The organism is Streptomyces sp. NBC_01176 (genome assembly GCF_045039825.1).
Classification (GTDB): Bacteria; Actinomycetota; Actinomycetes; order Streptomycetales; family Streptomycetaceae; genus Streptomyces.
Map to the genome: position 1 here is coordinate 3554928 of NZ_CP108600.1, position 12592 is coordinate 3567519.

A 12592-nucleotide genomic window follows, 5' to 3' on the forward strand; every position below is an offset into this window, starting at 1 on the left:
GAAAGAGGTGGGGCGGGCGGGGCAGCTGCCGGCTCCCCCGCCCGCCCCCTGAGTGCCTAGTAGCACTCCTTGGTACCCGTCGACACCGACATCTTCAGGCCACTGAGCTTGAACGTGCCGGCGGTGGTCGCCCACGCCGTCTGCTTCACGCCGGTGAGCTCCGCGGACTCCGCCTGCTGGGCGAAGCCGTAGGGGTTGGCCTGCTCGCCGCCGCCCTTCATGCCCGGGCCCTTGCCGCCCTTGTCGGCACCCGTGTCACCGGCGGCCACGCCGATGTCGATGCCGTGGAACGTGGCATCGGCCTGGAGGTCCTCGACGTCGATGTACAGGTTCTCGGCCTGCACCGCGTCGTGACCCGGTCCGCCGGCCCTGAGGATCAGGCTGACCGACCCGAGCAACGGGATGTTCGGGGTGACCACGGACTGACACATGTTCGTGATCGACGCGGACTTGAACGCCGACACCGCGACGGGGTGAGCCGTCTTCTTGCCATCGAGGGTGTAACCCGCGTCGATGGCTCCGTACTGCGAGAAACCCTTGCCGTTGAGCGAGTCGGCCGTCACCTTGAACGACTGGCCGGAGACGCTGAACGACGCGGCGAGAGCGCCCTGCGCGAGGGCCACACCTATCGCTGCCGTGGCGGCCACGCTGGGCACCATCACGACGGCGAACCGCTTCCATCTGGTCCCGCCACGCACCTGGGACTGCATATTTCCTCCTTCTCGGACGTACATCTCCTGGCCCTGACTGCCACTTGTCGGCGGCTCAGCCGGGCAGGGATGGGAGAAGTGCTACGTCCTCGGGAAGGAGAGCGCCCGTACTCCTCGGGCGCAATTACGCCCGAACACACCGGCGATCACCCCCGAGCGACAACCACTGGTCGCGCCTGACACACATCACGCACAACCTGCTGGACAGGCTCCACCGAACGGCGAAGACCCCCCTGCCCAAGAGGCGGCGCCACTGCCGCCGCCCCTACCCGGTGGGGACCCAGAAAACCCCTTGACCCGATTGGCTGTCGGAGGAGGGGTAATGGACCGAGCGTCGCCGATCGTGGTGCATTCTGGCCGCCCGCACAAGGGGGTTCGTTACTCACTAGTAACGGCCGGATAACCGAACAACGACCCGTCGGTATCGGTCGGCGACTCAGGGTGGTGCTGGGGCGGATGACAAAAAGGTTGATCCCCGGACGGAATCCGACAGATCAACGCCTCCGACTTACTCCCAGTAACAGTGGCCGCGTTTACCAAGTTTTGGTAAAACGCGGCCACTTGCCGCTCTCTCAGCGAATCTTTCACCTGGGCGTCACAAGGCCCGGCGTTTAGGAACAGGTCAGAACAGGGCCCTGGCCAGCGCCCGGCGCGCCGCGATCACTCGCGGGTCGTCGGCGCCCACCACCTCGAAGAGCTCGAGCAACCGCACCCGTACGGCGTCGCGGTCGTCGCCCGCCGTGCGCTGCACGGTGTCGATGAGCCGCCCGAACGCGTCCTCGACATGGCCGCCCACGAGGTCCAGGTCGGCGGCGGCGATCTGCGCCTGCGCGTCCTTGGGCTTCTCAGCCGCCTCCTCGCGCACCTTGCCCGGATCGGCGCCCTGCACGCGCTGGAGCAACTCGGCCTGCGCGAGGCCCAGCTTGGCCTCCGTGTTGCCCGGGTCGTCGCTCAGCACGTTCCGGTACGCCTGCACCGCGCCGCCGAAGTCACCCGCGTCCAGGGCCTGCACGGCCGCTTCGAGGAGCGCGTCGTACGGTCCGGCCGGCATCTCGTGCTCCACCGGGGCGGCGCCGGGCTCGGCGTCCTGGTCGACGACCAGACCCGTGAGACCGAAACGCTGCTCGGCGACCTGCACGAGCTGGTCCAGGGTCTCCCGGATCTGCGCCTCGGCGGCGGCTCCCTGGAACAGCGGCAGCGCCTGTCCCGCGACCACGGCGAAGACGGCCGGGATCCCCTGGATCCCGAACTGCTGCATCAGCATCTGGTTGGCGTCGACGTCGATCTTGGCGAGGACGAACCGGCCGGCGTACTCGACGGCCAGCCGCTCGAGCACCGGGCTCAACTGCTTGCAGGGCTCGCACCACTCGGCCCAGAAGTCGATGACGACCGGGACCTCGGTGGACCGCTGAAGGACATCACGCTCGAATCCGGCCTCGTCGACATCGATGACGAGACTGGCGGGAGACACGGCCCCGCCTCCGCCGCCCTGCCTGGCCGCTTCGGCGCGCGCCTGCTCCGCCTTCGCCTTGGCCTCCTGGGCCGCCTTCACCGCGGCGAGGTCGACGACTCCGCTCATGGACATGTTCCGTGGCTGCATGAGTACATCCTCCCCCTTCCTCGCGCACGTGTGAAAAACGCTGTGAAAGCCGGGCCCGCAACGTCCTGATCCGTGGCGCCCGGCGTCCTGAAGTGTGGTGCTCGCGCCGGGTCCCCACCTGGCGCCTGTGGTTGCCGCTCGCGCACGGGTCATGGTGTACGAGCGTCGTCCGCAGCTTTCGCTACGGGTCGTAGCGTAACTGTCCGGGAGCGCCTTCGCCCGCCTTCCCCCGGTGATCTCCCTCACGGCTTCACAGAACCGCCGGATTTGCCCGCCCACAACGGCGGATATGGTCCTGACATGCAGAGTCGCTCTTCCGTCCCGCGTACGGGGCGCCCGCGCAGCGCTGCCGCGGACGCCGCGATCCTGGAGGCGACGCGGGCGGCGCTGGTCGAACTGGGCTGGTCGAAGCTGACGTTGGGGGATGTGGCGACCCGGGCCGGGGTCGCCAAGACGACCCTCTACCGGCGCTGGGCCGGCAAGAACGAGCTCGTGGTCGACGCGGTCGCCGTACTCTTCGACGAACTGGAGCTGCCCGACCGCGGCAGTCTGGCGGCGGACATCGAGGGCGTGGTGCTGCAGTTCGCGGCGATCCTGGACCGGCCCGAGACGAAGACCGCCCTGATGGCGGTGGTGGCGGAGTCCACCCGTGACGAGCCCCTGCGGGAGCGGATCCGCACGTCCATCGTCGACCGGCAGAAGCGGCTCGTGGTGGAGGGGAGGGCGCGGGCCACCGCCCGGGGCGAGCTGCCGCCGGAGTCCGATCCCGAGGCGTCCGCGCGGACGGCGGATCTCATCTTCGACGTGGTCGCGGGGGCGGTGGTGCATCGCACGCTCGTCAGTGCGGAGGCCGCGGACGAGGAGTGGGTGCGGGCGTTCACCCGTGTTCTCCTGCTCGGCCTGGCGGGCGCCACCGACGCCCCCTGACCGGACGTTCCCGCGCCCCCGCCGCCCCTACCCGTCCCGTTCTCGGGGGCTCCGCCCCCAGACCCCGCCAAGGGGCAGCGCCCCCTGGACCCCCGCATCGCCCGAAGGGCTCGTCCTCAAACGCCGGACGGGCTGATGATGCGGGCCCGGGCTGCGGAATTTCAGCCCGGGCCCGCATCATCAGCCCGTCCGGCAATTGATCTCAGCCCGTCCGGCAATTGGTCTCAGCCCGTCCGGCGTTCGAGGACGAGGCCGTCCGGGCCGAACGGGGGTCTGGGGGCGGAGCCCCCAGGGGCAGCGGGGGCGAGGACACCCGGGGTTCAGAAGCCCGCCGGCTCCGTGTACACCCCCCACTCCTCCCGGAGGACGTCGCAGATCTCGCCCAGCGTGGCCTCCGCCCGTACCGCCTCCAGCATCGGCACGATCATGTTGGACCCGTCACGCGCGGCAGCGAGCATCGCGTCCAGCGACTCCCGCACCCGCGCGTCGTCCCGCGCGCCCCGCCGCGTCCCCAACTCCCGCACCTGTTCCCGCTCGACCTCATGGCTGACCCGCAGGATCTCCAGGTCGCCGGTGACGGACCCGTGGTGGACGTTCACCCCGACCACCCGCTTGTCGCCCTTCTCCAGCGCCCGCTGGTACTGGAACGCGGATTCGGCGATCTCCCCGGTGAACCAGCCGTCCTCGATCCCCCGCAGGATGCCGGAGGTGATCGGCCCGATCGGGTGCTGCCCGTCGGGGTGCGCCCGCAGCCCCCGCTCCCTGATCTGCTCGAAGATCTTCTCCGCGTCGGCCTCGATCCGGTCCGTGAGCTGCTCGACGTACCAGGAACCGCCCAGCGGGTCGGCGACGTTGGCGACGCCGGTCTCCTCCATCAGCACCTGCTGCGTCCGCAGGGCGATCTCGGCGGCCTGCTCGGACGGCAGCGCGAGCGTCTCGTCCAGGGCGTTGGTGTGGAGCGAGTTCGTGCCGCCCAGCACCGCGGCGAGCGCCTCCACCGCCGTACGGACGACGTTGTTGTACGGCTGCTGGGCCGTCAGTGAGACTCCGGCCGTCTGGGTGTGGAAGCGCAGCCACTGCGCCTTGTCGGACTTCGCGCCGTACACGTCCCGCATCCACCGGGCCCAGATCCGCCGGGCCGCCCGGAACTTGGCGATCTCCTCGAAGAAGTCGAGGTGCGCGTCGAAGAAGAAGGAGAGGCCGGAGGCGAAGTCGTCCACGTCCAGGCCGCGCGAGAGGCCCAGTTCCACGTAGCCGAAGCCGTCCGCCAGCGTGTACGCCAGCTCCTGCGCGGCCGTGGAGCCCGCCTCCCGGATGTGGTACCCGGAGACGGACAGCGGCTTGTAGGCGGGGATCTTCGAGGCGCAGTGCTCCATCAGGTCACCGATGAGGCGCAGGTGCGGCTCGGGTTCGAAGAGCCACTCCTTCTGGGCGATGTACTCCTTGAAGATGTCGGTCTGGAGCGTGCCGTTCAGGACGGCGGGGTCCACGCCCTGGCGCTCCGCGGCGACCAGGTACATGCAGAAGACGGGCACGGCCGGGCCGCTGATCGTCATCGACGTGGTGACGTCACCGAGCGGGATGTCCTTGAACAGGACCTCCATGTCGGCGGCGGAGTCGATCGCGACCCCGCAGTGCCCGACCTCGCCGAGCGCGCGGGGGTCGTCGGAGTCGCGCCCCATGAGGGTCGGCATGTCGAAGGCGACCGAGAGACCGCCGCCGCCCGCGGCGAGGATCATCTTGTACCGCTCGTTGGTCTGCTCGGCGTTCCCGAATCCGGCGAACTGGCGGATCGTCCACGTGCGCCCTCGGTAGCCGGTCGGGTGGAGCCCGCGGGTGAAGGGGTACTCGCCAGGCCATCCGATCCGCTCGAAGCCGTCGTACGTGTCCCCGGGCCGGGGCCCGTACACCGGCTCCACGGGGTCCCCGGAGAGCGTGGTGAAGTCCGCGTCGCGCTTGCGCGATGCGTCGTACCGGGCCTGCCAGCGTCGGCGGCCCTCTTCGATGGCGTCAGCGTCCATGCTTCAAATTTACTAGGACGTCCTAGTAAATGTCGATGGGAAACCGCCACGGACCACACCGACGGCGGTACGGAGGGTCCGGTGGCGGCAGGCGTCCCGGGGGGTTGCGGCTGGTGCGGCGGCCCGGACTAGGCCTTGGCGACCACGGGGGAACCGTCCGTGATCTTCGACTCCAGCTCGCGGCTGACCTTGCGCTCCACGAAGAACGCCGCCGTCGGGATCGTCCCGGCCAGCAGCACCCACAGCTGCTTGCCGACCGGCCACTTCGCCTTGGCGCCCAGGTCGAAGGCGAACACGAGGTAGACGACGTAGAGCCAGCCGTGCGCGATGGCGACGACGCGGGTGAAGTCCACGGCACCGTTCATGTCGAGCACGTACTTGGCGATCACACCGAGGGTCAGCAGGACCAGCAGCACACCGGTGACGTAGGCCATCACGCGGTAGCGGGTCAGCACGCTCTTCTTCATGCGTACGAGCGTAACGGCCCCTTTTGCGCGATCTTCGCGCGCCCCTGCCCGTCTACTCGTCGTCGAAGTCGTGCGCCGAGACCCGCAGCGGCCGCAGCATCGCGAAGATCTCCCCGCACTCCTCGGAGTCGTACACCCCGAGCCCGAAATCCATCTCCATCAGGTCGCGGGTCGCCGCGTCGCAGACCTCGCGGCCCTTCTCGGTGATGGAGGCGAGCGTGCCACGCCCGTCGTTGGGGTTGGGGCGCTTGTCGACGAGCCCGGACCGCACCAGGCGGTCCACCGTGTTCGTGACGGAGGTGGGGTGCACCATCAGCCGCTCGCCGATCTTGGACATCGGCAGTTCGCCGGCCTTGGAGAAGGTGAGCAGCACCAGGGCCTCGTAGCGCGCGAAGGTCAGTCCGTACGGCTTGACGACGGCGTCGACCTCGGCGAGCAGGATCTGGTGTGCGCGCATGATCGAGGTGATCGCGGCCATGGAGGGCACGGATCCCCAGCGCTGCTGCCAGAGTTCGTCGGCGCGGGCGATGGGATCGAAGGCAAGGCTGAGCGGCTTCGGCACGGCATGAGACCTTACCCGCCGGTCATATCGTGGTCTGCCCCGTCTCGCCTATCGGTCGCGCATACGTTCGCGTAGGGCGTGGACGGTCGCGGCGGCCGCTCGAGCCCTGGGCGCGCGGAACCCCGGCCCACTGTGGACCGGGGTTCCGGGTGGTGCCGTGTTCGCCGTGTTCGCGGTGTTCGCGCCGTTCGGGCGGGGGCTAGGCGGACAGATGCCGCTCCACCGTGTCCACCTTCGAGGTCAGACCGTCCGTGACCCCGGGGCGGATGTCGGCCTTGAGGACGACCGAGACGCGCGGCGCCCGGGCCTCGACGGCGGCGACGGCGCGCTTGACCACGTCCATCACCTCGTCCCACTCCCCCTCGACGGAGGTGAACATGGCGTCGGTGCGGTTCGGCAGCCCCGACGCGCGGACGACCCGGACGGCGTCGGCGACGTACTCCCCCACGTCCTCGCCGACACCGAGCGGCGTCACGGAGAAGGCGACGATCACGACGACCCCACGACTCCCTCACGGCGGGCGCGGGAGGCGATGACCGCGTCCTCGGTCTCGCGACGCAGCTTGCGCTCGGCGAAGAACCCGCCGGTGGGCAGCACGGAGAGGACGAAGTAGAGGATCCCGGTCCCGGCGCTCCACCGGGCACGGTTCCAGGCGTCTGCCCAGAAGATCACGTAGAGGATGAAGAGCACACCGTGGATCGCGCCCATGACGGGCACCGCGTTGAAGTCCGTGGTCCGCTTCAGTACCGAGCAGACGAGCAGCAGCAGGAAGGAGACGGCCTCGGGGGCCGAGACCAGGCGCAGGCGGCGGAGGGCGGTGGCGGTCTTTATGTCCACGGGTCACCTTCGGTGGGTTCGGGGGGAGAGTCGTGGTCGTCCAGGCTCTGAGCTTTGTGAACGCAAGCACAAGGCCCCGGCCATTGTGGCACCCGGGACGCCGCGCCCCGGCCCGGGGGTGGCGCACGGCGCGCCCCGCGCGGCCCGGCATTCCGCCCGGCCCGCCGCCTCGCAGGTCGCCCCGTCGGCCCCTAAGGGTCCGCTCAGGGATGAGATCCACCCGTGGCCCCTGTCCCCGTCCGCAACCGGCCGCTACCGTCACAACTGTGGCGATGTTCCGACTTCAAGGCAGCAAGGTGCTGGCCGTCGACATGACCGGGGACGCCGTGAAGGCGAAGAACGGCTCGATGGTCGCGTACGACGGTCAGATGGCCTTCAAGAAGCTGAGCGGCGGCGGTGAGGGGATCCGCGGGATGGTGACGCGGCGCCTGACCGGCGAGCAGATGACGGTGATGGAGGTGAAGGGGCACGGGACCTGCTGGTTCGCGGACCGGGCGAGCGAGATCAACCTGGTGAGCCTCCAGGGCGACAAGCTGTACGTCGAGTCCAGCAACCTCCTGGCGACCGACGCCGGGCTGCGCACGGGCACGACCTTCACGGGACTGCGCGGCGCCTCCCAGGGCAACGGGCTGTTCACGACCACCGTCGAGGGCCACGGCCAGGCGGCGATCATGTCCGACGGGCCGGCGGTGGTGCTGCGCGTCAGCTCCCAGTACCCGCTGACGGTGGACCCGGGTGCGTACATCGCGCACCAGGGCAACGTCAGGCAGTCCTTCCAGGCCGGTGTGACGTTCCGCACATTCATGGGCGAGGGCGGCGGCGAGGCCTTCCAGATCCGCTTCGAGGGCGACGGCCTGGTCTACGTACAGCCCAGTGAGCGCAACACGATCGCGGGGGATCTGTGACATGCCGTTCCGCGAAGTGAACTCCAAGATGATCGAGGCGACGGTCCTGCCGGGCCAGCGCCTGTTCAGTCAGCGCGGCGCGATGCTCGCCTACAAGGGCGAGGTGTCCTTCACGCCCAACATCCAGGGCGGCCAGGGCGGGGTCATGTCGATGCTCGGCCGCCGGGTCGCGGGCGAGGCCACCCCGCTGATGACCGTCGAGGGCAGCGGCACGGTCCTGTTCGGGCACGGCGGCCATCACATCCAGGTGATCAGCCTCACGGGCGACACGCTCTACGTCGAGGCGGACCGGCTGCTGGCCTTCGACGGCACGCTCCAGCAGGGCACGATGTTCCTTGGCTCGCAGGGCGGGGTCATGGGCATGGTCCGCGGCCAGGTGACGGGCCAGGGCCTGTTCACCACGACCCTCAAGGGACACGGCGCGGTCGCCGTGATGGCGCACGGCGGGGTCATCGAGGTGCCGATCACCCCGCAGCGCCCGGTCCACGTCGACCCGCAGGCGTACGTGGCGCACCACGGCGACGTACGCAACAAGCTGTCCACCGCGCTCGGCTGGCGCGACATGGTGGGCCGCGGTTCGGGCGAGGCCTTCCAGCTCGAGCTGAGCGGCAGTGGTGCGGTGTACGTCCAGGCCTCGGAGGAGAAGCTGTGAGCGCGTACGGAACTCCCGGTGGCCCCACGGTCCACGACCCCATGACGTTGCCCGCCGACGACAACGTCAACAAGTACACCTTCTGCGTGGAGCTCAAGGGGAGCCAGTGGTTCCTGCAGAAGGGCAAGATGATCGCCTACTACGGGTCGATGGAGTTCAACGGCGTCGGACACGGCCGACTCGACCGACTTGTCCGTTCCTCGTTCCATTCGCCTCTGCACGCGAGCGACTGGGTGGTGGCCGACGGTTCGGGCAAGATGCTCCTCGCCGACCGGGCCTTCGACGTGAATTCGTACGACCTGGACGACGGCAACCTGACCATTCGCTCCGGCAACCTGCTCGCTTTTCAGCCAAGTCTCGCGCTCAAGCAGTCGATCGTGCCGGGCTTTCTGACACTCATCGGAACCGGCAAGTTCGTGGCGGCGTCGAACGGTCCGGTGGTGTTCATGGAACCCCCGATCCGGGTGGACCCCCAGGCACTGGTGGGATGGGCCGACTGCCCGTCCCCGTGTCATCACTACGACCACGGGTACATGACGGGCGTCATGGGCGGCCTACGTGCGCTGACAGGCCTTGGCGGGGCCTCCGGAGAGGAGCATCAGTTCGAGTTCGTCGGAGCCGGCACCGTGCTGCTCCAGTCCACGGAGATCCTGATGGCCGAGCAGGCCACCGGGGCCGTTCCGCACGAGCCGGGAGTGCCCGGCGGCGGCGGCACACCCGGCCAGCAGGGCCAGCACGGACACCAGGCCGCGGCACCGCGCCTTCCCGGACAGCTCGGAGACCTCCAGCGTCGCTTCGGGCTGTGAGCGGTAGTCTGCGGAGTGTGACATCGAACGCGTGCGCACCGTCACACCACCCTCACTAGTTCGCATTTCAACATTTTAGGTAGACTTCATTCATGGAGACCGAGACGGCCACGCGCTGGCTGACCGATGCGGAGCAGTGCGCCTGGCGCACCCACCTGGAGGTCAACAGGCTGTTGACGTACCAGCTCGAGAGGGACCTGCAGCCGTTCGGGCTGACGATGAACGACTACGAGATCCTGGTGAACCTCTCCGAGTCGGAGGGCGTCCGGCTGCGGATGAGCGACCTCGCGGCCGCCACCCTGCAGTCGAAGAGCCGGCTCTCGCACCAGATCACCCGCATGGAGAACGCGGACCTGGTCAGGCGGGAGAACTGCGAGTCCGACCGCCGGGGTCTGTACGCCGTCCTCACCGAGCACGGCCTGGAGACGATGAAGAAGGTCGCCCCGCACCATGTGGCGTCCGTCCGCAGGCACTTCATGGACCTGCTGTCCCCCGAGGCCCTGGAAGAACTGCACAAGTCCCTGCAGCCGATCGCGGAACACCTGCGGGGGCAACGCGGCAAGCCGTGACGCTCCGCGGGAACGCGGGGACGCGCGCTGCGTGAACGCACGCCCCGTGAGCGCGGGACACGTGCGACGCGTGAGCGCAGGACACGTGCGACGCGTGAGCGCAGGACACGTGCGACGCGTGAGCGCAGGACACGTGCGACGCGTGAGCGCGGGACACGTGCGACGCGTGAGCGCGGACACCTGAGCCTCGGACACGGGGATCACGGCGGCAGCGGCAGCGGCAGCGGCAGCGGCAGCGGCAGGACGGACGCCGCTCTCCGCTTCCCGGTTCCGCTCCGCGTCAGGCGGCGGGGCCGGGCAGTCGGAGCGTGAAGAGCGCTCCGCCTCCCCGGGCTTCGCCGACGGTGAGCGTGCCGCCGTGGCGCAGTGCCACATCGCGGGCGATGGCGAGGCCCAGACCGGCCCCGCCGTCGTCCCGGCTGCGGGCCTCGTCGAGCCGCACGAACCGCTCGAAGATCCGCTCGCGATCGGCGGCGGGTACACCCGCGCCGTCGTCGGCGACCTCCAGAACGGCCCACGTGCCCTCGGTGCGCAGGGTGACCGCGACCCGGCCGCGCGCATGCCGTCGGGCGTTGTCCAGCAGATTGCCGAGCAGCCGGGTCAACTGCCCCCGGGATCCGACGACTTCGGCGCTCGCGCCCTCCACGGTCACCCCCGGGCGCCGGGACACCTCCTCCCGGGCGAGCGCCGCCAGGTCGAACCGGGTGCCCGAGGGCCGCTCCCCCGCGTCCAGCCGGGCGAGCAGCAGCAGATCGGCGGCGAGCCGCTGCAGCCGTACGGTGTCCTCGACGGCCCCTGTCACATCCAGCAGTTCGGGGTGCGCGGCGCCCACTTCGAGCTGGGTGCGCAGGGAGGCGATCGGATTGCGCAGTTCGTGCGAGGCGTCGGCGACGAACCGGCGCTGCCGCTCGACGGACGTCTCCAGCGCGGCCAGCGTCTCGTTGGTGGTCCGTGCCAGGCCGGCGACCTCGTCCTGGGTGTCCGGCACCGGCACGCGCCGTGCGAGGTCCTCGGAGGCCGTGATCGCGGCCATCTCGCTCCGGATGCCCTCCACGGGCCGCAGTGCCCGCCGGGTGACCCGCCAGGTCACGGCGGACACCACGGCCAGCAGCAAGGGGAACCCGGTCAGCATGACCGTCAGGGCCGTGCGTACGGCGCCCTGTTCGGCGGAGAGCGGCGCGCCGGCGTACACGGTCAGCGCGCCCTTGCTCTTGACGCTCACCTCGACGGCGGCGAACCGGTAGTCCGCCGTGTCCCCGTCGAGCGTGGCGGACCCCTCGCTGAAGGTCACCTCGGCGCCGATCTGGCCGGGTTCGAGAGAGGGGTAGTCGTCGTCCTCGCCGCCGCGTCCCCGGCCGTCCTTCCCTCGGCCGTCGCCGCTCTTGTCGTCGCTGCCTTTGCTGTCGCTGCCTTTGCCGTCGCTGCCTTTGCCGTCGCCGCCCTTGTCGTCGCTCTTGTCGTCGCCGCCGTGGTCGTCGCCGCTCCTGTCGTCCGCAGCGTCACCCGCGCCCGCCGCGGGGGCCGTCTGCTGGGGCCGCGGCTTCACCGCGAGGGTCCCCGTGCCGCTGATCCGCCGCAGATCCTCGCTGGCGGCGACCAGTACGCCCTTCGCGTCGACCACCTGGACGGGACGCTGGTCGTCGTCCAGTCGCAGCCGGTCGTAGGACGCCCCGCCGGACAGGTCCGCCGCGACCTCGCGGGCGCTGCGCTCCGCCTGTGTGCCGGCCTGGCCGTTCAGATTGGACCGCAGGGACAGCAGGACGGCGGTGCCCGCGGCCACGAGCGCGATGGCCACCACGACGGTCGCGCCGAGCGTGGCCTTGGCCCGGACGGAACCGAAGGGCCCTCTCATCGCGCTTCCAGCCGGTAGCCGGCCCCGCGCACCGTCCGGATGAACGCCGCCCCGAGCTTGCGCCGCAGGGTGCTCACATAGACCTCGACTATGTTCGGGTCCCCGTCGTAGGCGAAGTCCCAGACGTGTTCGAGGATCTCGGCCTTCGAGACGACCTGTCCGGCCCGCAGCACGAGCTGCTCGAGGACCGAGAACTCCTTCGCCGTGAGGGCGACCTCGTCCGCGCCGCGGAAGACGCGCCGGGCGGCGGTGTCGACGGTGAGCTCGCCCAGGACCCGCACCGGCGGGTGGGCGGCGCGCCCGCGCCGCAGCAGCGCCTTCACCCGGGCCACCAGCACGACGTACGAGAACGGCTTGGTCAGGTAGTCGTCGGCGCCGGTGTCCAGCCCCTCCGCCTCGTCGTACTCGCCGTCCTTCGCGGTGAGCATGAGGATCGGCACGTCGTGTCCGGCGGCGCGCAGTGCGGCGCAGACGCGATAGCCGTTCATGCCGGGCAGCATGATGTCGAGGACGACGAGGTCGTAGGCGCCCTCGCTCGCCCGGTGCAGTCCCTCGGCTCCGTCGTGGACGACGTCCACGGCGTACCCCTCGGCCGTCAGTCCCTTGGCGAGCGACAGGGCCAGCCGCTTCTCGTCCTCCACGATCAACAGGCGCATGCGCCCAGCGTCCCAAACCGAACCTGAA

Annotated in this window: 14 protein-coding genes; 5 read left to right on the forward strand and 9 right to left on the reverse strand. The window is 70.1% G+C overall.

The features are described 5' to 3' along the window. Window positions 1-56: 56 nt before the first annotated feature. Together OG199_RS15015 and OG199_RS15020 are read right to left on the reverse strand one after the other, a co-directional pair. Window positions 57-710, reverse strand: coding sequence for a DUF6230 family protein (locus OG199_RS15015; protein ID WP_266701433.1), 654 nt, complete (start codon window positions 708-710; stop codon window positions 57-59). A gap of 622 nt (window positions 711-1332) precedes the next feature. Continuing rightward, window positions 1333-2310 (reverse strand): tetratricopeptide repeat protein, encoded by a 978-nt coding sequence (locus tag OG199_RS15020; protein WP_356809385.1) that lies wholly within the window; start codon window positions 2308-2310, stop codon window positions 1333-1335. Window positions 2311-2610: 300 nt separating this feature from the next. Between OG199_RS15020 and OG199_RS15025 the strand changes: the two genes are divergently transcribed. Next, a complete protein-coding gene (locus OG199_RS15025; RefSeq protein WP_168530296.1) occupies window positions 2611-3237 on the forward strand; it encodes a TetR/AcrR family transcriptional regulator in 627 nt (208 codons plus the stop codon). 320 nt (window positions 3238-3557) lie between these two features. On the opposite strand, the gene OG199_RS15030 is transcribed toward OG199_RS15025, so the two are convergent. From OG199_RS15030 to OG199_RS15050, 5 genes are all read right to left on the reverse strand, one after another. After that, window positions 3558-5258 carry a methylmalonyl-CoA mutase gene (locus OG199_RS15030; RefSeq protein ID WP_401799720.1) on the reverse strand — a complete coding sequence of 567 codons (1701 nt, stop codon included), beginning with the start codon at window positions 5256-5258 and terminating at the stop codon, window positions 3558-3560. A 128-nt stretch (window positions 5259-5386) separates the two neighbouring features. Then, the gene (locus tag OG199_RS15035) at window positions 5387-5725 is read right to left on the reverse strand and encodes a DUF3817 domain-containing protein (protein WP_405829870.1); all 339 of its coding nucleotides are present in this window, start codon (window positions 5723-5725) and stop codon (window positions 5387-5389) included. Between the two features lie 52 nt (window positions 5726-5777). Further along, window positions 5778-6287 carry a MarR family winged helix-turn-helix transcriptional regulator gene (locus OG199_RS15040; protein ID WP_266701429.1) on the reverse strand — a complete coding sequence of 170 codons (510 nt, stop codon included), beginning with the start codon at window positions 6285-6287 and terminating at the stop codon, window positions 5778-5780. Between the two features lie 199 nt (window positions 6288-6486). Continuing rightward, on the reverse strand, window positions 6487-6780 hold the full coding sequence (locus OG199_RS15045) for an MTH1187 family thiamine-binding protein (RefSeq protein ID WP_356809319.1): 294 nt from the start codon (window positions 6778-6780) through the stop codon (window positions 6487-6489). Next, the gene (locus tag OG199_RS15050) at window positions 6777-7124 is read right to left on the reverse strand and encodes a DUF3817 domain-containing protein (RefSeq protein WP_168530291.1); all 348 of its coding nucleotides are present in this window, start codon (window positions 7122-7124) and stop codon (window positions 6777-6779) included. Before OG199_RS15050 ends, OG199_RS15045 begins: the two co-directional genes overlap by 4 nt. A gap of 272 nt (window positions 7125-7396) precedes the next feature. Between OG199_RS15050 and OG199_RS15055 the strand changes: the two genes are divergently transcribed. The 4 genes from OG199_RS15055 to OG199_RS15070 all read left to right on the forward strand — a co-directional run bounded on the left by OG199_RS15055 (window position 7397) and on the right by OG199_RS15070 (window position 10056). Further along, window positions 7397-8029 carry an AIM24 family protein gene (locus tag OG199_RS15055; protein ID WP_356809320.1) on the forward strand — a complete coding sequence of 211 codons (633 nt, stop codon included), beginning with the start codon at window positions 7397-7399 and terminating at the stop codon, window positions 8027-8029. Between the two features lies 1 nt (window position 8030). Next, window positions 8031-8681, forward strand: coding sequence for an AIM24 family protein (locus OG199_RS15060; RefSeq protein WP_168530290.1), 651 nt, complete (start codon window positions 8031-8033; stop codon window positions 8679-8681). After that, complete coding sequence (locus OG199_RS15065) at window positions 8678-9487, forward strand: AIM24 family protein (RefSeq protein WP_356809321.1); 810 nt, start codon at window positions 8678-8680, stop codon at window positions 9485-9487. Before OG199_RS15060 ends, OG199_RS15065 begins: the two co-directional genes overlap by 4 nt. A 92-nt stretch (window positions 9488-9579) precedes the next feature. Then, window positions 9580-10056, forward strand: a complete 477-nt coding sequence (locus OG199_RS15070; protein WP_148010508.1) for a MarR family winged helix-turn-helix transcriptional regulator — start codon at window positions 9580-9582, stop codon at window positions 10054-10056. Between the two features lie 280 nt (window positions 10057-10336). Here OG199_RS15070 and OG199_RS15075 read toward each other — a convergent pair whose 3' ends face one another. Together OG199_RS15075 and OG199_RS15080 are read right to left on the reverse strand one after the other, a co-directional pair. Further along, window positions 10337-11908 (reverse strand): sensor histidine kinase, encoded by a 1572-nt coding sequence (locus tag OG199_RS15075; RefSeq protein ID WP_405829874.1) that lies wholly within the window; start codon window positions 11906-11908, stop codon window positions 10337-10339. Next, complete coding sequence (locus OG199_RS15080) at window positions 11905-12564, reverse strand: response regulator transcription factor (protein ID WP_148010506.1); 660 nt, start codon at window positions 12562-12564, stop codon at window positions 11905-11907. The genes OG199_RS15075 and OG199_RS15080 overlap by 4 nt, the downstream gene beginning before the upstream one ends. Between the last annotated feature and the right edge of the window lie 28 nt (window positions 12565-12592).